This is a genomic window from Streptomyces sp. NPDC014891, from assembly GCF_043081085.1.
Classification (GTDB): domain Bacteria; phylum Actinomycetota; class Actinomycetes; order Streptomycetales; family Streptomycetaceae; genus Streptomyces.
In genome coordinates this window covers 303,131-328,213 of the sequence record NZ_JBIBWF010000009.1, presented here as the reverse complement: position 1 = coordinate 328,213, position 25,083 = coordinate 303,131, and the positions used below count along the sequence as shown (strand labels likewise).

Genomic DNA, 25,083 nt, shown 5'->3' with positions numbered 1-25,083 from the left:
GGAAGGAGGCACGGCGCGGCGGGAGGAGGGCAGCGTGACGGCCGGTTCCTTCCCGGGGACGACGGGGCGGGTCGGTGTGCCCCTGGACGGCAAGGGCCTTCTCGACGTCCTGGGGGTCGCCGCCGTCGTCATCGACGCGCGGGGGCGCATCGTGCTCTGGAGCCCGCAGGCCGAGGACCTCTTCGGCTACGGCGCGGAGGACGCCCTGGGCCAGTACATGGCCCGGCTGGTCGTCGACGCGGACCACCGCGACGAGGCGATGCGCCTCTTCGGCGAGGTGCTGCGGGAGGGCACCACCTGGGCCGGCACCTTCCCCGTCCGGCACAAGGACGGCCGGGTGCGGCCCGTCGAGTTCCGCAACATGCGGCTCACCGACGACCTCGGCGGCCTCTACGCGCTCGGGATCGCCGCCGACCACTCGGCCGTCGAGCGCATCGAGACCGAGCTGGCCCTCTCCGACCGGCTGGTGTCCCAGTCCCCCATCGGTCTGGCCGTGTTCGACACGGACCTCCGCTACGTCCTGGTGAACCCGGCCCTCGAACGGGTCAACGGCATCCCGGCCGCCCTGCACGTCGGACGGCGGATCGGCGACATGCTGCCGGGGATCGACGCCGCGTCCCTGGAGGACGCGCTGCGCACCGTCCTCGCCACGGGCACGCCGCTGCTCGACCACTCCACCGTCGGGCGGACCCCCGGCGACCCGGAGCGCGAGCACGCCTGGTCGGTGTCCCTCTACCGCCTGGAAGGTGCGGAGGAACGGGTCCTGGGCGTGGCCGCCTCGGTGATCGACGTGACCGAGCGGCACCTGGCGGACGCCGACGCCGACCGGTCGCGTCGGCGGCTCGCGCTCATCGCGGACGCCTCGGCCCGGGTCGGCACCACCCTGGAGGTGGAGCGGACCGCCGACGAACTGGCCTCGGTGGTGGTTCCGGAGCTCGCCGACATCGCCGCCGTCGACGTCCTCGACTCCGTCCTCGCCCTGCGCAGGCCGGGCGCGCCCGAGGAGGGGCCCGAGCTGTTCCGGGCGCTCGCGGTGAAGGCGGCGGCGCGGACCGACGCGCTGCCGGCGGCTGACCCGCCCGGGGCGATCACCATGTACGGGGCGGACCGGCTCGTCACCCGGTGCGTCCACACCGGCCTTCCGGTCCTCGTGGAGCACGTCGGCCCCGGCGACCTGTCCCGGATCGCCCGGAACCCGGAGGCGGCGGACCTGCTCGCCCGGGCGGGGGTGCACTCGTACCTGGCGGTGCCGCTGATCGCGCGCGGCGAGGTGCTCGGCGCGCTCGACCTGAAGCGGGACCGCAACGCCCTGCCCTTCGACGGCGACGACGTGCTGCTGGCGACGGAGCTCGCGGCCCGCGCGGCGGTCAGCATCGACAACGCCCGCTGGTACCAGAGCGTGCGGAACTCGGCGGTGACCCTGCAGCGCAGCCTGCTGCCCGCCGCCCCGCCGGCCCGGGCGGGCCTGGAGGTCGCGGCCCGCTACCAGCCCGCGCAGGCGTCGAGCGAGGTCGGGGGCGACTGGTACGACGTGATCCCGCTGCCCGACGACAAGACGGCGCTGGTCGTCGGGGACGTGATGGGCAGCGGGATCGACGCGGCGGCGACGATGGGCCGGCTGCGGACCGCCACCTGCGCCTTCGCCGACCTCGACCTGTCGCCCGCCCAGGTCCTGCGGCACCTGGACCGGATCACGGCGGGCCTGGAGCACTACATCGCGACCTGCCTCTTCGCCGTGCACGACCGGGCCCTCGGCCGGTGCCGGATCTCGAACGCGGGACATCTGCCGCCGGTGCGGGTCCCGGTGGACGGCCCGGCCGAGCTGCTGACCGTGCCGCCGGGAGTCCCGCTCGGCGTGGGCGGCGGCACGTTCCGTACGACCCGGGTGCCGTTCCGTCCCGGGGACCGGCTCGTGCTCTACACGGACGGGCTGATCGAGACCCGGCACGAGGCCATCGACGAGCGGCTCGCGCTGCTCGTGGGCCTCCTCGACGACATGCGGGGCCCCCTGGAGGAGACCTGCGACGAGATCCTCCGGGCGCTGCGCCGGCCCGGCGCCCCGGACGACGTGGCGCTGCTCATCGCGCGGAGCACGGGATGACGGCCCGGGAGGGGCCGCGGGGGAAGGGGGCCGGGAAGCGCGGGAAGCGCGCCGAGGGCCGCGGGACGGGGCTGCGGAGCGTGGCCGGGCAGGTGTTCGCCCTGGAGGCGCTGATCGCGCTCCTGGTGATCGCGGCGGCCGTGTTCGTGACGTTCTACCAGGCGCGCAGCGACACCGAGCGGGACGCCAGCGTCCGCTCGCTGGCGGTCGCGGAGGCCTTCGCGAAGGCCCCCGGCATCGACGCGGCGCTCGCCTCGCCCGACCCCACGGCCGTGCTGCAGAAGCGCGCGGAGCAGACCCGGCGGGCCACCGGGGTGGACTTCATCGCCGTCCTGGACCTGAACGGCGTGCGGTACACCGACTCGCAGCCGGAGCTGATCGGCACCAAGGCCACCGGCGACCTCAGCCGGGCGGTGGTGGACGGCGAGTCCTACACGGAGCTGTTCCGGGGCGCGCCCAACGACGCCGTCCGGGCCGTGGTCCCGGTCGTGGACGACCGGGGCAGGATCATCGGCATGGTCACCAGCGGGGTCGAGGTGCAGAGCATCTCGGACGCCGTGCGGAACCGGCTGCCGCTGCTCATCGGGGCCGCCGCGGGCGCGCTGGTGCTCGCCGTGGGCGGGGCCGCCCTGGTGAGCCGGCGGCTGCGGCGGCAGACCCACGGCCTGGGGCCGGCCGAGATGACCCGGATGAAGGAGCACCACGAGGCGGTCCTGCACGCGGTGCGCGAAGGGGTCCTGATCGTGGGCCCGGACCGCCGGCTGCTGCTCGCCAACGACGAGGCGCGCCGCCTCCTCGGCCTCACGTCCGACGCGGAGCGGCGGCACGTCTCGGAGCTCGGTCTCGACGCCCGGACCGTCGAGCTCCTGGAGTCGGGCCGGTCGGCGACGGACGAGGTGCACCGGGCGGGCGACCGGCTGCTCGCGGTGAGCGTGCGGCCCACGCTGCCCGCCGGGCGGGAGTCCGGCTGCGTGATGACGATGCGGGACACGACCGAGCTGGCCGCCCTGACCGGGCGGGCCGCGGTGGCCCGGGGCCGGCTCCAGCTGCTGTACGAGGCGGGCGTGCGGATCGGGACGACCCTGGAGGTCGTGCGGACGGCGGAGGAGCTGGCGGAGGTCGCGGTGCCGCGGTTCGCGGACTTCGCGACGGTGGAGCTGCTCGAACCGGTGCTGCGGGGCGAGGAGCCGCCGGCGTCCGCGTCGGAGACCACGGAGATGCGGCGGACCGCGCTGAGCGGACTCCGGCCCGACCAGCCGCTGCAGCCGGTCGGGGACACCATCCGGTTCGACGTCCCCAGCACCCCGATGGCGACGGCCCTGAGCGCCGGGCACGCCATGGCGCAGGCGGAGCTGGCCTCCGCGGAGGGCTGGCGGGAGCAGGACCCGGAGGGGGCGGCGCAGGCCCTCGCGTACGGGATGCACTCGCTGCTGACGGTGCCGCTGCTGGCCCGCGGGGTGGTCCTGGGGATGGCGAACTTCTGGCGCGCGGACACCCCGGAGCCGTTCGGCGACGAGGACCTGTCGTTCGCGGAGGAGCTCGCGGCCCGCGCGGCGGTGGCCATCGACAACGCGCGCCGGTTCACCCGGGAGCACGCGATGGCGGTGACGCTCCAGCGGAGCCTGCTGCCGCGGGTGCTGCCGGACCAGAGCGCGGTGGAGGTGGCGTACCGCTACCTGCCGGCGAAGGCGGGGGTGGGCGGCGACTGGTTCGACGTGATCCCGCTGCCGGGGGCGCGGGTGGCGCTGGTCGTCGGGGACGTGGTGGGGCACGGGCTGCACGCGGCGGCCACCATGGGGCGGCTGCGGACGGCGGTGCACAACTTCTCGACGCTCGACGTGCCGCCGGACGAGCTGCTCGGGCACCTGGACGAGCTGACGGGCCGGATCGACGACCGGGAGTCGGAGGGGCCGGAGGGCGAGCGGCGGCGGGACGAGGGCATCACCGGCGCGACCTGCCTGTACGCGATCTACGACCCGGCGTCGGGGATGTGCACGGTGGCGAGCGCGGGCCATCCGGGTCCGGCCCTGGTGGCCTCGGACGGGCGGGTGGAGTTCCCCGAGCTGTCGCCGGGTCTGCCGCTGGGGCTCGGTCTGGGCGACGTGCCGTTCGAGGCGACGGAGCTGCTGCTGCCGGAGGGCAGCAAGCTGGTGCTGTTCACCGACGGTCTCCTGGAGGACCGGGGGCGGGACCTCGACACGGGCATGGGCATGCTCCGGTCCACGCTGGCCCGCCCGGACCGGAGCCCGGAGCAGACCTGCGCGGACGTCCTCGCGACCCTGCTGTCGCCCTCGCCCCGCGACGACATCGCGCTCCTGGTGGCCCGCACGCGACTGCTCGACCCCGAGCGGATCGCGGAGTGGGAGGTGGCGCGCGATCCGTCGGCGGTCTCGCCGGTGCGGAACGCGGCGGCCGAGAAGCTGTCGGACTGGGGGCTCGACGGGCTCGCGTTCACGGCGGAGCTGGTCCTCAGCGAGCTGATCACGAACGCGGTGCGGTACGGGGCGGACCCGGTCCGGGTGCGGCTGCTCCACGACCGGACGCTGATCTGCGAGGTGTCGGACGGCAGCAGCACCTCGCCGCACCTGCGGCACGCGGCGGCGACGGACGAGGGCGGCCGCGGGCTGTACCTGGTGGCGCAGTACGCGGACCGCTGGGGCACCCGGTACGGGCGGCGCGGCAAGACGATCTGGGCCGAGCTGCGGGTGGGCGCCGAGGACCCCGAGCCGAGCGAGGCGGCGGTGCCGGACCTGGACGCGCTGGAGGATCTGGCCTGGTGAGGCGGGGTCGCCGGCGGCGGCGAGGGGCCGGTGGCGGGTCGGGACGTCTGGAGGCCTCGTGGTATACCAGGGGGCGGTGCGAGTGCCGTGCCCGCCAGGCGCTCCCGCAGCGCGGGCCCTTCCCGTACGCCTAAGGCTCACGCCCGCCTCGCACTCACGCCCATCCCAGGCCGGTCCACCACCCACCACCCACCACCGACCGCCGACCGCCGACCGCCGACCGCTCCGAGGAGACCCCGTGACCCCGCCGCCCCGCACCGCGACCCTGTTCCACGACGTACGGCCCTTCGGCGGGCCGGCCGGCGACCTGATCGCCGTGGACGGCCTGCTGGTGCCGGAGGTCCCGGCGGGCGCCGTCGTCGAACGGGTCGACGGCGGCGGACGGCTCGCGCTGCCCACCCTGGTCGACGCGCACATCCACCCCGACAAGACGTCCTGGGGCGAGCCCTGGCGCAGCAGGCGGCCGGCGGAGGGCATCGCGGAGTACGTCGCCGGGGACGTGGAGCTGGCCCGCGCCCTGCCGACCCCGGTGGGCGAGCGGGCGCTGCGGCTGATGGCGCACGCGGCGACCCGGGGCACCCGCGCGATGCGCGCCCACGCGGACGTGGCCCCGGCCTACGGGCTCGCCGGGATCGAGGGCGTGGCCGACGCGGCGGCGAAGCTGGCCGGGATCGTGGACGTGGAGCTGGTCGCCTTCCCCCAGCACGGCGTCGTCCGGACGCCGGGAGCGGCCGAGCTCCTCGCGGAGGCGGCGGCGAGCGGCCTGGTGACGCACATCGGCGGGATCGACCCGGCGGGCTTCGACGCGGGCGGCGCGGACGAGCAGCTGGACACGGTCTTCGCCCTCGCGGAGCGGTACGGCCTGGGACTCGACATCCATCTGCACGACCGCGGCGAGCCGGGCCTGGCACCGCTGCGGGACATCGCGGCCCGCACGCGCGCGCTGGGCCTGCGGGGCAGGGTGAGCGTGGCGCACGCGTTCGCCGTGGCCGGCCTGTCGGGCCGTGAGCTCGACGAGACGGCCGACCTGCTCGCGGAGGCGGACATCGCGCTCACGACGGTGGCCCTGTCGGTGACGACGATCCTGCCCTTCCGGCGGCTCGCCGAGCGCGGGGTGCGGGTCGGCCTCGGCTCGGACGGGGTCAGGGACAACTGGAGCCCGTTCGGCGACGCGGACATGCTGCACCGCGCCTGGCTCGCGGCCTGGGCCCTCGACCTGCGGCTCGACGAGGAGCTGGAGTCCTGCTTCCGTCTGGCGGCCGACGGGGGCGCGGCCCTCCTCGGCCTCCCGGCGGCGGACCTGCGCCCCGGCTCCCCCGCCGACTTCATGCTGGTCGGGGGCGAGTGCCTCGCCCAGGTCGTGGTGGACCTCCCGGCCCGCGACCTGGTGGTGCGGGCCGGCCGGGTGGTGGCGAGGGACGGACGGCTGGTCTGAGACCCGGCACGCCCCGGCGGCCCCGGGCGGGTGCCGTCCCGCCCCCGCCGGGGCGTGCCGGGTCAGTCGCGTTCCACGTCGACCGTCGTCAGGGCGGCGTACCGCTCCGGGTCCGTGCGGCGGATCCGGAGGGCGACCAGGAGCCCGGCCGCCAGGACGGCGGGCAGCGGGACCAGGAGGGCCGTGTTCACGGCGCCGGTGCGGCCGGTCAGCAGGTCGAAGTGGACCACCGCGAGGACGGTGAGGACCGCGAGCCCTGCGCAGGAGACGAGCGGGGCCCAGACCACGCGGGCCGCCGACAGGCCGTGGCGGTCGCGGCGGAAGTAGGCCCAGACGGCCAGGGCGGCGAGGGCCTGCATGCCCATGATGCCGAGGACGCCGACGCTGTTGGTCCAGAGGAAGACCTCGCCGTAGGGGTCGGCGGCGAGGAGCGCCCCGGCGGCGACGACCGCCAGGTTGAAGGCGGTCTGGGCGGCGACGGCCCCGGTGGGCGAGCCGTGCCGGCCGGAGACCGCGCCGAGCCGGCGCGGCAGCAGCCCCTCGCGGCCGAGGGCGTAGAGGTAGCGGGCGGCGGCGTTGTGGAAGGCGAGGGTGGCGGCGAAGGCGCTGACGACGATGAGCGCGTGCATGGCGTCCGCCAGCCAGGGCCCCGCGTACGTCTCGGCAGCCCGGAAGGTCAGTTCCGGCCCGCCGGCCGCACGGGCCAGCTCCACCGCCCGGTCGGTGCCGAAGGCGCCCATGATCAGCCAGCAGCCCAGCGAGTAGAAGACCGCGAGGAAGCCGATCGCGATGAACGTGGCGCGGGGGACCGTGCGGCGCGGTTCGCGCACCTCCTCGGCGAAGATGGCGGTCGCCTCGAAGCCGGTGAAGGCGCCGATGACCAGCACGAACATTCCCGCGACCCCGCCGGCGGCGAGTGTCGAGGGCGCGAAGGAGGCGGTGTCGAGCGCCGCCGTGCCCCGCTCGCCGAGGATCCCGCCGTCCATGACGACGAGCGAGAGGACCTCCAGGACCAGGGCGACGCCGAGGACCTTGGCGCTGAGCGTGACCTTGAGCCAGCCGAGCACGCCGACCGCGAGGACGCACACCCCGGAGAGCAGCCACCACGGCACGTCGACGCCGGTGGAGTCGCGGACGGAGCCCGCGGCGAAGTAGCCGAAGGCGGCCGCGACCCCGGGCGTGACCAGGTTGTACGAGACGACGGCGACGTACGCGGTGCCGACGCCCAGGGTCCGGCCGAGGCCCCGGGCCACGTACGCGTAGAAGGCTCCGGCGTTGCGGACGTGCAGGCTCATCGCCGTGAACCCGGCGGCGAAGAGCGCCAGCAGGGCGCCGGAGACCAGGTAGGCGAGCGGGGCGCCGGGGCCGCCGATCCCGATGGCGAAGGGCGCGACTCCGGCGAGGACGGTGAGCGGCGCGGCGGCGGCCACGACGAAGAAGACGAGGTCGAAGGTGCCGATCCGGCCGGCGGCGAGCCTGCCGCCCGGCGGCGCCGTCGGCGGGGTGGTCCGAGGGGTGGTTCCGGTGCTCATCCCGCTGCTCCTGCGGTCGGTACGGGTGCGGGGTAGGTGTCGTCCGCGAAGGGGCCCACGACGCGGCCGCCGTGCAGCACGAGCAGTCGGCGCGGGTGGGCGGCGACGGCCTCGGCGAGGGAGCCCGCGGCGACCGCGACCAGGTCGGCGCGGCTGCCCGGGGTGAGGCCGTGGGCCGTGAGACCGAGCGCGGCGGCGGCCTCGTCCGTGACGAGGGAGGCGGCGGCGGCGAGTTCGGCGTCGGTCATGAGTCCGGCCCTGAGGCCGATGATCGTGGCGCGTTCGAGCATGTCGGCGGTGCCGTAGGGCCACCAGGTGTCGCGGATGTTGTCGGAGCCCGCGAAGACCCGGACGCCGTGCTCGCGCAGCCTCAGGACGGGCGGCATGGGACCGCTGGGGCCGTTGGTCATGATGGCGACCCCGGCGGCGGCCAGGGCCGCGCAGGTGCGGTCGAGTTCGGCGTCGTCGACGTCGCCGAGGGCGTAGGCGTGGCTGACGGCGACCGTGCCGCCGAGGCCGAGCGCGGCGGTGCGGGCCGCGATGTCCCGCAGCTGGGCGGTGCCGGTCTCGCCGCCGTCGTGGAGGTGCAGGTCGACGCCCTTGCCGTGGCGCACGGCGAGACGGAAGACGAGGTCGAGCTGTCCGTCGGCGTCGCCGTCGAAGCCGACCGGGTCGAGGCCGCCGATCAGGTCGGCGCCGTCGGCGAGGGCCGCGTCGAGGAGGTCGGCGACGCCGGGTGCGGTGACGACCCCGCTCTGCGGGAAGGCGACGAGCTGGATGCCGAGCCGGTCGCGGAAGTCCTCCCGCACGCCGAGGAGGGCGTGCAGGTGGTCGAGGCCGGTGTCCGGGTCGACGTCGACGTGGGAGCGGACGTGGCCGGTGCCGAGGGAGACCATCCGGCGGGCGAGGGCGGCGGCCCGCTCGGCGACGGGCACCTCCTCGGTGCGGCGGGACGCGCGTTCGGCGGCGATCTGCTCGCGGAGGTCGGCGGTGGCGCGGTGCGGGCGCCAGGGTGCGCCGAGGAGGGTCTTGTCGAGGTGGGCGTGGCCGTCGACGAGGGCGGGCAGCAGGAGCGCGCCGCCGAGGTCGAGGGCGCCGGGCGGGACGGGGCGGCCGGGGTCGTGGTCCTCGACGGCGTGGACGCGGCCGTCGCGCAGGTGGACGTCGGCGGTGCGGCCGTCGGGGAGCGTGCCGCGGACGAGCGCGGTGGGCCCGTCGGGTGCGGGGGACGGCGGGGCGGGGGCCTCGCTCATGGCTTCTCCTTCGCGGATTGTGTACGCCTCCGAGGGGGCCGTGGCCGGGTCTCCCCTGGTGAGCGCGGTGCGGCGCCAAGGTAGCTGGTATACCGAATACCAGGCAACGGTCTGCGGGAGGTGAACTCACCCGGACCGGGGCGGCCGGTTCCCGCGCGCCGGGGTCTGCGAAGATCGAGGGAGCACGACAGCCACCCGACGGGAGCCGCCCCCATGACCGTCCACCGCCCCGCCGCCCGAGGCGCCGCCGTCGGGGACACCCACCAGTCCCTGCGGGAGCGGGTCTACGTGGAGCTGCGCGAGCGGATCATCGAGGCGGAGTACCCGGCGGGCATGCGGCTCGTGGAACGGGAGATCGCCGACGAGCTGCGGGTCTCCCGGGTGCCGGTGCGCGAGGCGATGCAGCGGCTGGAGTCGGAGGGCTTCCTCTCGGTGCAGCCGCGCCGGGGTTCGGTGGTCGCGGACTTCGGCCCGGAGGACGCCGAGTACCTCTTCGACGTGCGCGAGAACCTGGAGGGCCTGGCCGCGCGGCTCGCCGCCCGGTACGCGAGCCCGGCCCGGCTGCGGGAGCTGGAGCGGCTGCTGGCGCGGGCGCGGCGGGCCGCGGAGTCCGGACGGCTCCGCGAGGCCGTCTCCCTCAACGCGGACTTCCACCGGCAGATCGTCGAACTGTCCGGGAACCCGCTGCTGGTGGACCTGATGGCGCCGCTCGACTCCCGGCTGCGGCGGCTCTTCCGGCTCACCTCGGCGCAGTCGGACGGCGAGCCGATGTGCGGGGCGCACGAGCGGCTCTACGAGGCCGTCCGCGACGGCGACGAGGAGGGGGCCGAGGCGTTGGCCCGCGCGCACGTCGCGGACACCCGGGCGTCCGCGGCCCGCCTGCTGGCCGCGGACCCGGCGGATCCGGAGGAGGCGGCCCACCCGGCGCCCTGACCCTCCGGCGCGCCGACCGTCCGGCGGCGCCCCGACCGTCCGGCGGTCCACGCGGCGGCCTGACCGTCCGGCGGCCTGCCGGCGGATGGATGCCCGGGCCCTGCTCCGGTTCGGGCACGGGTCCGCCCCGTGCGCAGCGGCGTCCCGCGCGGGTCCGACCGCGGAGCCGGTCCGGGGTGTCGTGCGGGACGAGGGCGTGGCCGGGTCCTAGCCGGCGAGTCCCGCCAGGGCGGTGCGGACCGCGGCCAGGTCCTCGTCCGGGGCCAGGCCCGCGTGGTAGAGCCGGAGTTCCGTGGCTCCGGCGGCGCGGGCCCGCTCGGCCTCGTCGGCGAGCCGGTCGGGGGCACCGCCCATGCCGGTGACGACGTTCAGGTTGGCCGCGATCACGGAGTCCGCGCGCGCGTGGGCCGCGAACCCGGCGAGCCGGTGCGGCCGGGCGACCACCCCGTCCGCGAGGCCCAAGACGTGCTCCGGGTCCGTTCCGGCGTCGGCGCCGCAGCGGTACGCATCGGGATCGGCGTGCAGCAGGACCCGGAAGCCGGGCGGGGCCGCGGTCCGTACGGCGGTCACGGCGGCCTCCTGGAAGGCACGGGCGGTCCGCGCGCGCCAGGCCAGCGCCGGGCCCTCCGGGACGCCGAGCCCGCCGGCCGGGGCGGACGCGGCCCACACCGGCTCCAGGGCGCCCCGCACGGCGGCGGCCAGTTCGTCGGGATCGGCGCCGCCCTCCCCGTACCCCTCCCGGCAGGAGGGGCAGAAGCAGAGCGACATCAGGTACTGCTCGCGCTCGCCGAGGGCGGCGCCGCCGGTCTTGTCGTGGGCGTGGAGGTGGGCGAGGCCGTACCAGCCGCAGGACTCCAGCTCGGTGCCGGCGGCTCCGGGCCGTACGGCCGCCTCGGCGGCCAGGTCCACGAGCAGGGCGCGGACCTCGGGGCGGGCCACGCAGGGCGCCCAGGGGTAGCGGTCGCCGTAGGCGTTGACGACGGAGGTCTCCGGATGGTCGGCGCCGAGGCGGGAGTTGTGCGCCAGCACGACCCAGCTGTGCACCTCGAGGCCGGTGCCGGCGAGTGCCTCGGCGGCCCGCCCGAAGGCGTCGCCGGGGGCCCACTCCCCCGCCGGGTACGGGCGGAGGCGTCGCCCGGCCCAGCGGTCCGGGTCCGGCGGGTAGAGCACGGCAGTGTGGGCGGCGGTGACGATCCGGTGGGCCGGGTGGCGGGGGGTCAGGGCCCGGGTGGAGTGGTAGGCGGCGGCGAGGGTGACCTGGGCCAGGCCGAGGCCGGCGAGCAGGCCCGGTGCGGCGGGGTCGCCGTCGACGTCCCAGGGGTAGACGAAGGCCCCCGCGCGGATGCCGCCGGGCCCGGCGGGCGCCGGATCCCCGCTCACGCGCCGAGCTCCCTCAGGGCGGCCCGCCCCTGCTCGACGAGCAGCACGAGGGCGTCGACGTGCTCGGGCGCCGGCTCGCTGAGCGGCGGCCGCACGGGCCCCACGTCCGGCCCCGCGCGCCGCACCGCGGCCTTGACGAGCGAGACGGCGTATCCCGCCCCCTGGGCGCGGAGTTCGACGAGCGGCCGGTAGAAGACGTCGACGAGCCGGTTCACGGTGGTGTCGTCGCCGGTGGTCAGCGCGCGGTGGAAGGCGCGCGCGATGTCGGGCGCGAAGCAGAAGACGGCGGAGGAGTAGAGGGTGACGCCGATGCCCCGGTAGGCGGGGCCGGTGAGTTCGGCGGTCGGCAGGCCGTTGAAGTAGAGCAGGTCGAGTCCCTCGGCGCGGACGGCGCTGACGATCCGCTGCATGAGGTCGAGGTCGCCGAGGCCGTCCTTGATGCCGATGATCCCGTCCGTGCGGGCGAGGGCGACGGCGGTGGCCGGGGCGAGGACGGCGTTGTCGCGCTGGTAGACGATGACGTCGAGGGAGGTGGCGGCGGCGAGTTCGGTGTAGTGGCGGAGCAGTCCGGCCTGGTCGGCGACCACCAGGTACGGCGGCATGGCGAGCAGGCCGTCGGCCCCGGCCTCCTCGGCGAGCCGGGCGAACCGGACGGCGAGGGCGGTGCCGTAGCCGGCTCCCGCGACGACGGGGACGCGGCCGGCGGTCTCCTCGACGGCGGCGGCGACGCAGTCCCGGAACTCCTCGGGGGCGAGGGCGTGGAACTCGCCGGTCCCGCAGCAGGCGAAGACGGCGGCCGCCCCGGCCTCGACGCCCGCGCGTACATGGGCGCGGAAGGCGTCGAGGTCGACGGAGCCGTCCGGCGCGAAGGCGGTGACGGGGAAGAACAGCAGGCCGTCGAGCCGGCCGGCGAGGGGGGCAGGGGTCACGGTCGCTCCCGGGGAAGTCCGTCGTACAGGGCCATCTCGTGCACAGTCATGACTGTCATCCATATTCTTGAACAAGGATGCCTCGCACGCTAGAGCAGCGCGGAAGGGCCGGTCAAGACGGAGAGCACGGCCCCTGAAGCCTCTTGACGCTCCGTCGGACTGCTCCTTAGCGTGTCCACGGTTGTGAATGCCGCTCAGACCGATGCCACGGACACGCGGAGCCGTCGCCGCGTGCCGCCCGACGGAGGAGACCCGCTCCATGGCCGCACCCCGCACCGTCCTGCTCACCGGCGCCGCCGGAGGCGTCGGCACGCTGATGCGGGAGCTCCTGCCCCCGTTCGGCCACGAGCTCCGGCTCCTGGACGCCGTCCCCCTGCCGGACGCGCCGGACGCGATCACCGCCGACCTCGCGGACCGCCCGGCGCTGCGCGAGGCCGTCCGGGGCGTCGACGCGATCGTGCACCTGGCGGGCATCTCCCTGGAGTCGACCTTCGACAAGATCATGGCGGCGAACATCGCCGGGACGTACAACCTCTACGAGGCCGCCCGCGAGGAGGGCGTCCCCCGCGTGGTGTTCGCCTCCAGCAACCACGCCGTCGGCTTCACCCGGCAGCCGCGCGCGGGCGACCCGCTCGTGCCGGTGGACACCCCGCACCGCCCGGACACCTTCTACGGCCTGTCCAAGTGCTTCGGCGAGGACCTGGCGCAGCTCTACTGGGACCTGCACGGCGTGGAGACCGTCTCGATCCGCATCGGCTCCTGCTTCCCCGAGCCCACCTCGGTCCGGATGCTGTCGATGTGGCTGAGCCCGGCCGACGCCGCGCGGCTCCTGCACGCCGCGCTGACCGCCGAGGACGTGGCCCACACCGTCGTGTACGGCTCGTCCGCGAACACGCGCGCGTGGTGGGACCTCTCCCCGGCCCGCGCCCTCGGCTTCGACCCGCAGGACGACTCGGAGGTCTACGCGGAGCGGCTCCTCGCCGAGCAGGGCCTCCCTCCGGCCGACAGCGCCGACGCCCTCTACCTGGGCGGCCACTTCTGCGTGACACCGCCCCGGTGGCCGCACTGAACGACGACAGGAGCAGTTCCATGGACCAGCGTCCGCTCGCCCTCGTGACCGGCGTCGGCCGTACGGCCGGCATCGGCGCGGGGATCACCGACCGCCTCGCCGAGTCCGGCTGGGACGTCGCCTTCACGTACTGGACCCCCTACGACCGCCGCATGGAGTGGGGCGAGGAACGGGGCGCGGCCGACGCCGTCACCGCCCGGCTCACCGAACGGGGCGCCGCCTGCGCCGCCGTGGAGGCCGACCTCGCCGACCCCGGGGCGCCCGCCCGGATCTTCGACACCGTCGAGGAGCGGCTCGGCCGACCGGTCACGGCCCTCGTCCTGTGCCACTGCGAGTCGGTCGACTCCGGACTCCTCGACACCACCGTCGAGAGCTTCGACCGCCACTTCGCGGTCAACACGCGCGCGTCCTGGCTGCTGATCCGGGAGTTCGGCAGACGGTTCGCCGGCCCGGCGGGAACCGGCCGCGTCGTCGCGCTGACCAGCGACCACACGGTGGGGAACCTTCCGTACGGGGCCAGCAAGGGGGCCCTGGACCGCATCACCCTGGCCGCCGCGCGCGAGCTCGCCCACCTGGGGGTCACCGCCAACGCGGTCAACCCCGGCCCGGTGGACACCGGCTGGATGACGGAGCCGCTCCGGCGGCAGATGACGGACCTGACCCCGCTCGGCCGCCTCGGCACCCCGCGGGACACCGCGCACCTGGTCGGCTTCCTCTGCTCGCCCGAGGGACAGTGGGTCAACGGGCAGCTGCTGATGAGCAACGGGGGTCTCGCCTGAGGTACCGCCCCGGCGGTGCACGGCCGCGCGAGGAGGGGAGTACGCAGGACCCGGCCGGACTGATACGGGGGAGCCGGCCGGGGCCCGGGTCACGGCGCGCGCTGGCGGCCGGACCTGCTCACCGTAGGCCCGTACGAAGATCATCGCGAGCCGCGGAACGCGGCCTCTGTCCGGAATGCGCGGCGGATCGATGCAGGGAAGCGCGCCGGTCGACGCGCAACGCGCCCCCTTGCGCGCCCCGGCGCACGCCGGGGCGCGCGAGCCCGGCCCCGAGAGGCACCCTCAGCGGCGTCCGCGCAGGGTCTCCGACGGCGACTCGCCGAACTTCTCGCGGTAGCGCGCCGCGAAGCGGCCCTGGTGGGCGAAGCCCCAGCGCCAGGCCACCTCACCCACGCCCACCTCGTCCGGGGCGGCCGCCCGCAGCTCCCCGCGGACCCGGTCGAGCCGCACCTCCCGCACGTACGCCATCGGCGACATCCCGACGTACTCGCGGAACGACTCCTGGAGCCGGCGCACGCTCACCCGGGCCAGGGCGGCCAGCTCCGTCGTCGTGAACGGATGCTCCGGGCGCTCCCGCACCGCGTCCATCACCCGCTTGACCGGCGCCGGCCGGCGCGGCTCCCCCGGGTGCGCGAGCGCCTCGCGCCAGGGGTGCTCGGCGGCCAGCAGGAGCCCGTTGAGCAGCGCCTCCTGCAGCGGCCGGGCCACCAGCTCGTGGCGCGCGAGGCCCTCGCCCGCCAGGGCCTCCGCGGCGACCTGGCGGGCGAAGCGCACCCAGCTGAGGCCGGGACCGCGGGTGATGTCCACCCCGTGCGCGAACACCAGCGGGCCGCGGGGCGGCCGGCCGATCAACTGCTCCAGGCGCTCGCGCAGCGCGGCCGCCCCCACCTTCACCGACAGGGTCCGGCAGTCCCCGCTCCAGCGGTCGAGGAAGGTGTCCCCCGCCGGGTCGAGCAGCAGGGCCTCGGCGTCCGTGGCGACCAGCGGTCTCCCGCCCTGGCGCATCTCCATCCGCCCGCCGAGCGGCGCGTTCAGGTGGTAGGCCCCCAGCTCGCCGAAGCTCATCCGCACGTCGGCCCCGCAGCTCAGGTCCCCGATGACCAGCGGGCCGAGCGCGACCGTGTCGAAGCGCGCCGCGAAGGGCCGCCGCTCCCGGTCGACGAGGTCCATCCGGTTCGCGTAGTAGCGGGCGTCGAGCTCCACCCGCGCCTCGTCCACGTCCCGGGTCCGAAAGCGGCTCCCGTCGAACGCGCCCACAGCGCCCCCCGCCCCCGCCGGTCCCACCGGCCCCTCCGCCCCCACCGCACCCATGGGTCGAAAGAATATTCATATGACGGATCTGACCGGGAACGGCAGGATGCCCGGCATGCCACGACCCCATGGATTCACGTACGAACAGCGCCGCGACGGCTCGGTGGTCCTCACCCACCAGGGGCGGGCCGCGGGGGTGCTGCGCGGTGCCCGCGCCGAGAAGTTCCTCGCCGAGGTCGGGGCGGGCGACGCCCAGCTCGTCATGGCCCGGTGGACCGGCGCGTACCGCTTCGGCAACGAGCGGCAGGCCAGGAACCACCCCCGTAATCAAGGTGGCCGAACCGGCCGAGGGTAAGGGAACGGCAAAGGCACCCGGTTCGTTAGCCCAGGCATGACCGCAATGACCCCCGGCTCGAACATCCCTCTCACCGCCGCACGCGTGGCGGTGGACGTCGCCGCACCGGTGCGGCTCGACGTCTCGGGCCTGCTGCTCGGCGCCAACGGCAAGGTGCGCTCGGACGACGACTTCATCTTCTACAACCAGCCGTCCGGCCCCGGTGTGACCTACCGCTCCGGCGGCGGCGCCGCCCCCGACGCGATCCTGGTGGACACCGGCGCCGTCCCGGCCGGCATCGAGAGGATCGTCGTCACCGCGAGCCCCGACGCCGCGGGCCAGACCTTCCAGGGCATCGAGCCCACCGCCACCCTTCGCAACGCGGACGACGGCACCGTCCTCGCCACCTTCACCCCGCCGCAGCTGGCCACCGAGACGGCACTCGTGGTCGTCGAGATCTACCTGCGCAACGGCGCGTGGAAGGCCCGCGCCGTCGGCCAGGGCTACGCCGACGGCCTCGCGGGCATCGCGACCGACTTCGGCGTCTCCGTGGACGACGCGCCCGCCGCGCCGGCCGCGGCCGTCGCGCCGCCCGCCCCCGTGGCGCCTCCGGTGGCGCCCCCCGCGCCGCCGGCGCCGCCCGTCTCCGCGGTCGACCCCCGCATCGCGGCGGCCGCCCCCGCCGCTCCCCCGGCCCCCGCCGCCTCCGGCAAGATCAACCTCGACAAGGGCCGCGTCAGCCTCCAGAAGAACCAGACGGTGTCCCTGGTCAAGGGCGGCCGCCCCCTGCTCTCCCAGGTCAAGATGGGCCTCGGCTGGGAGCCGGCGTACCGCGGCAAGGACATCGACCTGGACGCCTCCGTCATCGCCTACGGCCCCCAGCGCAACCACCTGGACAGCTGCTACTTCGGCAAGCTGTCCATCCTCAACGGCTCGGTGAAGCACTCCGGCGACAACCTCACCGGAGAGGGCGCGGGCGACGACGAGGTGATCGTCGTCGACCTCGGCCGGCTGCCCGCCGACGCGACGGGACTCGTCTTCACGGTGAACTCGTTCTCCGGCCAGAAGTTCACCGAGGTCGCCAAGGCCTACTGCCGGCTGATCGACGCGGCGACCGGCGAGGAGCTGGTCCGCTTCGACCTGACCAGCGCCGAGCCTCAGACCGGCGTGATGATGGCCAAGCTCATCAAGCAGTTCTCCGGCGAGTGGGAGATGACGGCGATGGGCGAGTTCGTGAAGTCGCGGACCGTCCGGGGCATGGTGAAGCCGGCCGCCCAGGCGCTCTGAGCGGCCGCGCTCCCCGGGCTCAGAACAGGGCGCTGTACGCGTTGAGGGCGGGCTGGCCGCCGAGGTGGGCGTAGAGCACGGTCGAGTCCCGGCCGATCTCCCCGCGGTCCACCAGGTCGATCAGCCCCGCCATCGACTTCCCCTCGTACACGGGGTCGGTGACCATGCCCTCGGTGCGGGCGGCGAGCCGCATCGCGTCGAGGGTCGCCTCGTCCGGGATGCCGTACACCCCGGCGTGGTAGCGCTCGTCCAGCTCGACGTCGGCCGCCGTCACCGGGCGGTCGACGCCGATGAGGGCGGCGGTGTCCCGGGCGATCCGGGTGATCTGCTCATGCGTCGGCCCCGGCTTCGCGGAGGCGTCGACGCCGATGATCCGGCGGGCCGGGCCGCCCTCCTCCTCGGCGAGCGCGGCGAAGCCCGCGACCATCCCGGCCTGGGTGGAGCCGGTCACCGAGCACACGACCACCGTGTCGAAGCGGACGCCCAGCGCGCGCTCCTGCTCGGCCACCTCGTACGCCCAGTTCGCGAAGCCCAGCCCGCCGAGCCGGTGGTCCGAGGCGCCCGCCGGGATCGCGTACGGCTTGCCGCCGCCCTCCTCGACCTCCCGCAGGGCCTGCTCCCAGCTCTCCTTGAAGCCGATGCCGAAGCCCGCCCGCACCAGGCGGACGTCGGCGCCCGCGAGGCGGCTGATCAGGATGTTGCCGACCTTGTCGTAGACGGAGTCAGGCCAGTCGACCCAGCTCTCCTGCACGAGCACGCAGCGCAGCCCCGCCCGGGCGGCGACGGCGGCGACCTGGCGGGTGTGGTTGGACTGGACACCGCCGATGGAGACGAGGGTGTCGCAGCCCTGGGCGAGGGCGTCCGCGACGAGGTACTCCAGCTTGCGGGTCTTGTTCCCGCCGTACGCCACACCCGAGTTGCAGTCCTCGCGCTTGGCCCACAGGGTGGCGCCGCCGAGGTGGTGGGTGAGCCGTTCGAGGGGGTGGACCGGCGAGGGCCCGAAGAGGAGCGGGTAGCGGTCGAAGTCGGTGATCGGCAAGGCGGCTCCCGGTGAGTGGCGGCTGCTGGTCGACGTTCCTGGAGGCGGACACGGAGAGGGACCCGGACGGGTACGCGGAGTCGGCGGCGGCCGTCCCCCGGGGGTCGGAGCCGGCGGCGTACGCGGCGACGAAGAGGGGACGGGGCCGGGGCGGGCGGCGGGGGCCTACGGCGTCGTGGTCCCGGGCCGCGGCGGTGCCGGGATGCCCGTCACCTCGGCCACCTCGATCGCGTCGTCCGCGAGCTGCTCCAGGGCCGCCCAGATCTGCGTGGTGACCCGGACCGCCTCCGCGGCGTCCCCCGCCGCGCACGCCTCGATGAGCCGCGCGTGCAGCTCGGCCGAACCGCAGCTCCCGGCGTCGCCGAAGAGCCGCCGCTCGACGCGGCGGATCAGGGGGGTGTACCGCGCGATCGTGGCGGCGGCGGCGTGGTTGCCGCTGGCGACGACGAGGACCTGGTGCAGCTCGTCGTCGGCGTCCAGGGCGGCCTCGACGTCGGAGGCGCGGACGGCCGCGGCGAAGCGCTCGTTGGCCTCGCGCATGGCCCGGATGCCCTCGGGCCCGAGCAGGGGGACCCCGGTGCGGGCGGCGAGTTCGTGCATCACCCGCACCACCGACGCGGCGTCCCGGACGACCCGGCTGACCGGGCGGGTGACCCGGGTGTAGCTCTGCGGCTTGGACTCGACGAGCCCCTCGTCGCCGAGCCGGGCCAGGGCCTCGCGCACGGGCGCGCGCGAGAGCCCCAGCCGGTCGGCGAGGTCGGCGTCCTTCAGCGGGGCTCCGGGGGCGAGTTCGCCGCGCACGATGGCCTCGCGCAGCGCCTCGTAGGCCCGGTCACGCAGCAGGGTGCGGCCCACGGGCCGTAAGGCGTTCATGGACTGACATGTTAGATGTCAGTCCGCGGAGCCGACCAGAGGCCGGAAGTGAAGGCCGGGTGCAGGTCAGCGACGGGGCTGGCGGCGCCACGGACCGGTGATCGCCACCATGATGCCCGGATCCTGGATGTTGGCGAACAGCGTCTCGCCGTCGGGCGAGAAGGTCACCCCGGTGAACTCGCTGCCGTTGAGGTCGTTGCGGGCGATCGGGTAGGTGCGGCCCGCGTCGGTGGCGCCGAAGAGGTGCTGGACGCCCTCGCCGTCCTCGGCGATGACCAGGCCCCCGTACGGGGAGACCGTGATGTTGTCGGGTCCGTCGAACGCGCCGTCCTCGTCCGGGGCGGCGTTCACGCCCAGCAGCACCTTGAGGGTCAGGGTGCGGCGCTTGGGGTCGTAGAACCAGACCTGGCCGTCGTGCGCGGCGCCGGGGCTCTCCGCGCGCGCGTAGGAGGAGACGACGTACGCGCCGCCGTCGGCCCACCACATGCCCTCCAGCTTGCGGGCGCGGGTGATCGCGCCGTCCGCGAACTGCTTGCGGACGGAGGTGGTGCGGCCGTCGCGGTCCGGGACGTCGACCCAGTCGACGCCGTAGACGGTGCCGATCCGGGTCGCCCGGGACAGGTCGTCCACGAAGCGGCCCCCGGAGTCGACGCACTTGGCGGCCTGGAGCACACCGGCGTCGTCCGCGAGGGTGCGGAGCCTGCCGCGGCCGTGCTCGAAGCCCTTGGGCGGGACCCAGCGGAAGAGCAGCCCGTTGGGGTTCGAGGCGTCCTCGGTGAGGTAGGCGTGGCCTCGCTTCGGGTCGATGACCACGGCCTCGTGGTCGTAGCGGCCGAAGGCCTTGACGGGCTTGGGGGCGCGGTTGGCGCGGCGGTCCCGCGGGTCGACCTCGAAGATGTAGCCGTGGTCCTTGGTCATGCCGTTGACCCCGGCGCGGTCCGAGTTCTCCTCGCCCGTCAGCCAGGTGCCCCAGGCGGTGCTGCCGCCCGCGCAGTTGGTCGAGGTGCCGGCGAGGCCGACCCACTCGGCGACGGTGCCGTCGCGGTGCACCTCGACGACCGTGCAGCCGCCGGCGGCGGCCGGGTCGTAGACGAGCCCCTCGGTGAGCGGGACCGGGTGGGCCCAGGCGGCGCGGGGGCCCTTGAGCTCGTGGTTGTTGACCAGGTACGTGGTGCCGCGCGGCCCGGCGAAGGCGGCGGTGCCGTCGTGGTTCGAGGGGGTGAACTCGCCGGACTCCAGCCGGGTCACGCCGCTGCGGGTGATGACGCGGTAGGTGAACCCGGCGGGCAGGGCGAGCATCCCCGCGGGGTCGGTGACCAGCTCGCCGTACCCGAGCCGGTGGCCGTGGCCGTGGCCGTGGTCGTGCCCGTGGTCGTGGCCGGCTCCGTACGCCTGAGGGTCGTCGGCGGCGAGGGCTTCGGGCGCGGTGGCGAGAGCACCGACGACCCCGGTGAGGGCGAGGCCCGCACCGGCGGCGGCGGACTGCTTCGTGAACTCTCTGCGGTCGAGGGGCATGGTGTGGCGTTCTCCCTGTGCTGGCCCGGTTGTCGCGGGCCACCCTCCCGCGCCGCCGCGAACGGCGCCTGAACGCCACGGGAACACCCCCGGGCGCGGCTCCGCCCGGCGCGGACCCGACGCCCCCCGGCGCGGACCCGAGGCCGCCCAGCGCGGGACCAGGGCCACCGGCCCTGGTCCCGCGCCCGCCCGGCGGGGGCCCGAGGCGGGACGCCGTACGGCGGCCCGCCGGTCCGTCACGAACCCGATCGCGAGCGGGCCTTGAAGGCCGACTTGCGGGCCTCCTTCGCCGCGCCCTTGTCGCGGTGCAGGCGTCCCATCGCCTCCAGCACCTCCGCGGTCGCCGGGTGCTCCACCCGCCAGGCCGCCTCGAAGAAACCGCTGTGCCGCCCCGTGAGCCCCTCGATCAGCTCCTGGAGCTCCTGCAGGTCCCCGTCGGCGTCGAGCTGGGCGGCGATCGTGTCGATCGCGAGCCAGAAGATCATCGACTCCGGCGGCGCGGGCACGTCCGCCGCACCGCGCTCGGCGAGCCAGACCCGGGCGAGGCCGCCCAGTTCCGCGTCGTCCAGGACCTCGCGCACGGCGGGCTCCGCCTCCGGCCCCACCAGGGACAGCGTCTGCTGGCAGTGCAGGCGGCGCAGCGGCGACCCGGCGTCCGAGCCGCGGGCGGCGTGCAGCAGTTCGCGGGCGGCGGCGAGCGGCTCGCGGCCGGCCAGCCAGGCGGCCGTCTCCTCGCGGGCGGCGGCCTCGGGGTACGAGGAGATCCCGTCGAGCAGGGCGTCGGCGCCCTTGCCGGCGAGGTCGCCGACGGCGGGGGCGTCCACGCCCGCCTCCAGCATCCGGGCCCGGACTCCGTAGAGGCCGAGGTCGGTGAGGCGGACCATGCCGTACCGGGTGACGTCCTCGTCGTCGACGGGCGGCGCGGGCTCCTCGCCCTCCTCCGCCATCAGGGCCTCGTCGACGGGCTGGTACTCGACGAGCCCGATCGGTTCGAGCAGCCGGAACTGCTCGTCGAGCCGCATCATCGCGTCCGAGACCTGCTCCAGGACGTCGTCGGTCGGTTCGCCCATGTCGTCGGGGACGACCATCGACGCGGCGAGAGCGGGCAGCGGCACCGGGCCCTCGCCGGCCCCGCCCTCGCTGACGGTGAGCAGGTAGAGGTTGCCGAGGACGCCCTCCAGGAACTCGGCCTCGGCCTCGGGGTCCCAGTCGAGGGCCTCGATGTCGATCTCGCCGTCCTCGCCGACGATCGCGTCCAGGTCGTCGAGGACGGGTGCGACGGCGTCGGCGAAGACGGCGTCGAAGCCGTCCAGCCAGAGCGCGAGGACGTCCTGGGGCGAACCGCCGGTGACGACCGCGAGGTTGTCCCCGGGCGCGGCCCGCCCGGGGGTGTCGCCCGCCTCGTCGGCCTCTCCGTCCTCGACGCCGACCAGGCCGGTGTCGACGGCCAGGCGCCAGGCGTCGCCGGCCGAGATCTCGCCGTCCTCGTCGTGGGCGAGGCCGAGGACGTCGACCGCCTCGGGGAGCTGCTCGTCGACGAGCTCGCCGCCGGCGTCGACCCGGGTGTCGGGCCCGGCCCAGCGGGCGAGCCGTACCGCGTTCGCGAGGAGGGGGGCCGCCAGTGCGTCCCGCGCCAGCTCCGCGTCCGCACGCAGCCGAACGGGGGGAAGGGTGGGGTGCTCCGCTGACATCTGGGGGGTCTCCTCGACGCGTCCGTGGGTGAAGGGTGGTGGGTGCGCGGTGGTGAGCGCGGGCCGAGCCGGGTGGCCGGAAGGTGCGGGGTGGTGACTGGAGGGGGTGGGGAGAGGCTCGGAGACGGGCTCGGAGCTCGGCTCTCAGCGTAGACGCATCCGGGGGGACGTCCGGCGGTTCATGCGTCCGTCAGCCTTCGTACACCCGTCGACTCTTGACAAGTTGGGCGCTGTGCAAAGAGATTGACGCGCGTAGATTAATCTGCCGTTCCTCCAAGCACCCTCGGAGTCCCCTGATGCCTTCCTCCATACCGAGATCTGCCGGCCGCACCGCCGCGCGCTCCGCCGCGGTCTCCGCCGTCGTCGCCGCCGCGCTCGCCGCGGGTCTGCTGGCCGGTTCGGCGAACGCCGCCGCCGAGGACGCGGCCGGTGTCCGCATCCACGACATCCAGGGCACCACGCGCGTCTCGCCGCTCGTCGGGCAGCAGGTCACCGGTGTGACCGGCATCGTCACCGGCGTCCGCACCTACGGCTCGCGCGGCTTCTGGATCCAGGACCCCGAGGGCGACGGCGACCCGGCGACCAGCGAGGGCCTCTTCGTCTTCACCAGCTCCGTCCCGACGGTCGCGGTCGGCGACGCCGTCAGCCTGAGCGGCACGGTCACCGAGTACGTCCCCGGCGGCCTGACCTCGGGCAACCAGTCGCTGACCCAGCTCTCCAAGCCGGTCGTCACGGTGGTCTCCCAGGGCAACCCGGTCCCGGCCCCGGTGACGATCTCGGCCTGGTCCGTACCCTCCCGGTACACCCCGGCGGGCGACCCGGCCGCCGGCGGCTCGATCAACGGCCTGACGCTCAACCCCCGCACGTACGCCCTGGACTACTACGAGTCCCTGGAGGGCACCAACGTCCGGATCGGCTCCTCGCGCGTGGTCGGCGCCACCGACCCGTACTCCGAGCTGTGGGTCACGGTGAAGCCCTGGGAGAACCGCAACCGGCGCGGTGGCACGGTCTACGGCTCGTACGAGTCGCAGAACACCGGCCGGCTCCAGATCCAGTCGCTGACCCCGGTCGCCCAGCAGCCGTTCCCCAAGGCGAACGTCGGCGACCGGCTGACCGGCACCACCGAGGGCCCGCTCGACTTCAACCAGTTCGGCGGCTACACCCTCACCGCCCGCACCCTCGGCACGGTCGTCGACCGGGGCCTGGAGCGCGAGACCACGGACCGGCAGCACCGGAACGAGCTGGCCGTGGCGACGTACAACGTCGAGAACCTCGACCCGACCGACCCGCAGGAGAAGTTCGACGCGCTCGCGAAGGCGGTCGTCGCGAACCTCGCCTCGCCCGACATCCTCGCCCTGGAGGAGATCCAGGACAACAACGGCGCCAAGAACGACGGCACGGTCGCCGCCGACCAGACGGTCAAGAAGTTCACGGACGCGATCGTGGCGGCCGGCGGCCCGGCGTACGACTGGCGCTCGGTCGACCCCGAGAACAACAAGGACGGCGGCGAGCCCGGCGGCAATATCCGTCAGGTCTTCCTCTTCAACCCCGAGCGGGTCTCCTTCACGGACCGTGCGGCGACCGACCCGACCTCGGCCACCGGCGTCACGGGCCGCAAGGGCCGCGCCGCCCTGACGGTCTCCCCCGGCCGGATCGACCCGGCGAACACCGCCTGGGAGAGCAGCCGCAAGCCGCTCGCGGGCGAGTTCGTCTTCCGCGGCCGCACGGTCTTCGTGATCGCCAACCACTTCGGATCGAAGGGCGGCGACGAGTCGATCGTCTCGCACCACCAGCCCCCGGCCCGCTCCTCCGAGGCGAAGCGGCTGCTCCAGGCGCAGTCCGTCAACGGCTTCGTGAAGCAGCTCCTCTCGGTCGAGAAGCAGGCCGACGTCCTCGTCGTCGGCGACATCAACGACTTCGAGTTCTCCGGGACGACCAAGGCCCTCACCGACGGCGGCGCGCTGTACCCGGCCGTGAAGTCGCTGCCCCGCAGCGAGCGCTACTCGTACGTCTACCAGGGCAACAGCCAGGTCCTCGACCAGATCCTGACGAGCCCCGGCGTGCGCCACTTCACGTACGACAGCGTCCACATCAACGCCGAGTTCGCCGACCAGGACAGCGACCACGACCCGCAGGTCGTGCGCTTCCGCCCGTAGGCGGAGCCCCGGTCACACGCCCGCGCTCAGACTGAGCGCGGGCGTGTACCGCTTCACCCGGCTGCCCACGAGCCCCGGGTAGCGGTGCACCCGCGCCCAGGCCCCGGCCGCCCGGCTCTCGTCGGCCAGCCACTCCTCGTGGGCCCGCTCGCTCTCCCACGCGGCGTGGTTCAGGACCCGGCCGCCGTCGGTGGAGAGATGGAAGTGGACGGCGGTCGCGCCGGATCCCGGACGCAGCGCCGCGTCCTCGTCGAGGGCGGTGAACACCGTGTCCACCCAGGCCCGCCGGCGTCCCGCGTCGGGGCCGTCGAAGTCGACCTCGACGATCGCCACGACCCCGGGCAGCTCCCCCGGGGCGGTCGTGCCGAGGACGGCGGACCGGTGGACCGGCGCGTAGCGGCGGAGCTCGACCCGCTCGATGCCGGGCACGGCGGCGTCGATCTCGGCGTTCCGGTCGTCGCGGTACGTGTGGACGAAGTCCTCGTAGGCCTGCTCGGCGGTCCACTGCGAGTAGTGCAGCAGGGTGTCCCCGTCGGTGCCGGCGCAGATGCTGTACGAGAGCAGCCCGAGGTCGGGCCACTCCCGGCTCTCCCAGGCCCTGCGGACGGCGTCCACGGCCGCCCGCTGGCGCTCCGGGGTGCCGACCCGCCAGGTGCTGACGAGGACGGCGCCGACTCCGGGGCGGTGCAGGTCGGGGCGGGCGTCGGGGTGCGCGACGGCGTTCATGGGGATCTCCTGTTCCTCGG

Annotated in this window: 19 protein-coding genes; 9 read left to right on the top strand and 10 right to left on the bottom strand. The window is 75.2% G+C overall.

Going from position 1 to position 25,083, the window contains the following annotated elements; genetic code table 11:
• Positions 1-34: 34 nt before the first annotated feature.
• From ACF09E_RS26040 to ACF09E_RS26030, 3 genes are all read left to right on the top strand, one after another.
• On the top strand, positions 35-2,101 hold the full coding sequence (locus tag ACF09E_RS26040) for a SpoIIE family protein phosphatase (protein ID WP_392207488.1): 2,067 nt from the start codon (positions 35-37) through the stop codon (positions 2,099-2,101).
• Entirely contained in the window at positions 2,098-4,881 is a 2,784-nt protein-coding gene (locus tag ACF09E_RS26035) for a SpoIIE family protein phosphatase (RefSeq protein ID WP_392207486.1), read from the top strand. The genes ACF09E_RS26040 and ACF09E_RS26035 overlap by 4 nt, the downstream gene beginning before the upstream one ends.
• A gap of 238 nt (positions 4,882-5,119) precedes the next feature.
• Positions 5,120-6,316 carry an amidohydrolase gene (locus ACF09E_RS26030; protein ID WP_392207484.1) on the top strand — a complete coding sequence of 399 codons (1,197 nt, stop codon included), beginning with the start codon at positions 5,120-5,122 and terminating at the stop codon, positions 6,314-6,316.
• Between the two features lie 62 nt (positions 6,317-6,378).
• On the opposite strand, the gene ACF09E_RS26025 is transcribed toward ACF09E_RS26030, so the two are convergent.
• Together ACF09E_RS26025 and ACF09E_RS26020 are read right to left on the bottom strand one after the other, a co-directional pair.
• Complete coding sequence (locus ACF09E_RS26025; RefSeq protein WP_392207482.1) at positions 6,379-7,848, bottom strand: APC family permease; 1,470 nt, start codon at positions 7,846-7,848, stop codon at positions 6,379-6,381.
• On the bottom strand, positions 7,845-9,101 hold the full coding sequence (locus tag ACF09E_RS26020; RefSeq protein WP_392207480.1) for an amidohydrolase: 1,257 nt from the start codon (positions 9,099-9,101) through the stop codon (positions 7,845-7,847). Before ACF09E_RS26020 ends, ACF09E_RS26025 begins: the two co-directional genes overlap by 4 nt.
• A 213-nt stretch (positions 9,102-9,314) precedes the next feature.
• Here ACF09E_RS26020 and ACF09E_RS26015 point away from each other — a divergent pair, with 213 nt between their 5' ends.
• Positions 9,315-10,034 carry a GntR family transcriptional regulator gene (locus ACF09E_RS26015; protein WP_392207478.1) on the top strand — a complete coding sequence of 240 codons (720 nt, stop codon included), beginning with the start codon at positions 9,315-9,317 and terminating at the stop codon, positions 10,032-10,034.
• 207 nt (positions 10,035-10,241) lie between these two features.
• Here ACF09E_RS26015 and ACF09E_RS26010 read toward each other — a convergent pair whose 3' ends face one another.
• Both ACF09E_RS26010 and ACF09E_RS26005 read right to left on the bottom strand, forming a co-directional pair.
• A complete protein-coding gene (locus ACF09E_RS26010; protein ID WP_392207632.1) occupies positions 10,242-11,378 on the bottom strand; it encodes a hypothetical protein in 1,137 nt (378 codons plus the stop codon).
• A gap of 32 nt (positions 11,379-11,410) precedes the next feature.
• A complete protein-coding gene (locus tag ACF09E_RS26005; RefSeq protein ID WP_392207476.1) occupies positions 11,411-12,343 on the bottom strand; it encodes a 5-dehydro-4-deoxyglucarate dehydratase in 933 nt (310 codons plus the stop codon).
• A gap of 259 nt (positions 12,344-12,602) precedes the next feature.
• Between ACF09E_RS26005 and ACF09E_RS26000 the strand changes: the two genes are divergently transcribed.
• Both ACF09E_RS26000 and ACF09E_RS25995 read left to right on the top strand, forming a co-directional pair.
• Positions 12,603-13,412, top strand: coding sequence for an NAD-dependent epimerase/dehydratase family protein (locus ACF09E_RS26000; RefSeq protein ID WP_392207474.1), 810 nt, complete (start codon positions 12,603-12,605; stop codon positions 13,410-13,412).
• 20 nt (positions 13,413-13,432) lie between these two features.
• Positions 13,433-14,191, top strand: coding sequence for an SDR family oxidoreductase (locus tag ACF09E_RS25995; RefSeq protein ID WP_392207472.1), 759 nt, complete (start codon positions 13,433-13,435; stop codon positions 14,189-14,191).
• A gap of 282 nt (positions 14,192-14,473) precedes the next feature.
• Here ACF09E_RS25995 and ACF09E_RS25990 read toward each other — a convergent pair whose 3' ends face one another.
• Positions 14,474-15,409 (bottom strand): AraC family transcriptional regulator, encoded by a 936-nt coding sequence (locus ACF09E_RS25990; RefSeq protein ID WP_392207470.1) that lies wholly within the window; start codon positions 15,407-15,409, stop codon positions 14,474-14,476.
• Between the two features lie 148 nt (positions 15,410-15,557).
• On the opposite strand from ACF09E_RS25990, the gene ACF09E_RS25985 reads away from it, so the two are divergent.
• Positions 15,558-15,797 (top strand): hypothetical protein, encoded by a 240-nt coding sequence (locus ACF09E_RS25985; RefSeq protein ID WP_392207468.1) that lies wholly within the window; start codon positions 15,558-15,560, stop codon positions 15,795-15,797.
• A 36-nt stretch (positions 15,798-15,833) separates the two neighbouring features.
• A complete protein-coding gene (locus ACF09E_RS25980) occupies positions 15,834-17,063 on the top strand; it encodes a TerD family protein (protein ID WP_361848689.1) in 1,230 nt (409 codons plus the stop codon).
• Positions 17,064-17,082: 19 nt separating this feature from the next.
• Here ACF09E_RS25980 and ACF09E_RS25975 read toward each other — a convergent pair whose 3' ends face one another.
• From ACF09E_RS25975 to ACF09E_RS25960, 4 genes are all read right to left on the bottom strand, one after another.
• Entirely contained in the window at positions 17,083-18,102 is a 1,020-nt protein-coding gene (locus ACF09E_RS25975; RefSeq protein WP_148004630.1) for a 1-aminocyclopropane-1-carboxylate deaminase, read from the bottom strand.
• A gap of 165 nt (positions 18,103-18,267) precedes the next feature.
• Positions 18,268-18,975, bottom strand: coding sequence for a GntR family transcriptional regulator (locus ACF09E_RS25970; RefSeq protein WP_392207465.1), 708 nt, complete (start codon positions 18,973-18,975; stop codon positions 18,268-18,270).
• 66 nt (positions 18,976-19,041) lie between these two features.
• On the bottom strand, positions 19,042-20,490 hold the full coding sequence (locus ACF09E_RS25965; RefSeq protein ID WP_392207463.1) for an alkaline phosphatase PhoX: 1,449 nt from the start codon (positions 20,488-20,490) through the stop codon (positions 19,042-19,044).
• A 236-nt stretch (positions 20,491-20,726) separates the two neighbouring features.
• Complete coding sequence (locus ACF09E_RS25960) at positions 20,727-22,181, bottom strand: hypothetical protein (RefSeq protein ID WP_392207461.1); 1,455 nt, start codon at positions 22,179-22,181, stop codon at positions 20,727-20,729.
• Between the two features lie 296 nt (positions 22,182-22,477).
• Here ACF09E_RS25960 and ACF09E_RS25955 point away from each other — a divergent pair, with 296 nt between their 5' ends.
• The gene (locus ACF09E_RS25955) at positions 22,478-24,337 is read left to right on the top strand and encodes an endonuclease/exonuclease/phosphatase family protein (protein WP_392207459.1); all 1,860 of its coding nucleotides are present in this window, start codon (positions 22,478-22,480) and stop codon (positions 24,335-24,337) included.
• Between the two features lie 12 nt (positions 24,338-24,349).
• Here the strand turns inward: ACF09E_RS25955 and ACF09E_RS25950 are convergent, their stop codons facing one another.
• Positions 24,350-25,063, bottom strand: coding sequence for an antibiotic biosynthesis monooxygenase (locus ACF09E_RS25950; protein WP_392207457.1), 714 nt, complete (start codon positions 25,061-25,063; stop codon positions 24,350-24,352).
• Between the last annotated feature and the right edge of the window lie 20 nt (positions 25,064-25,083).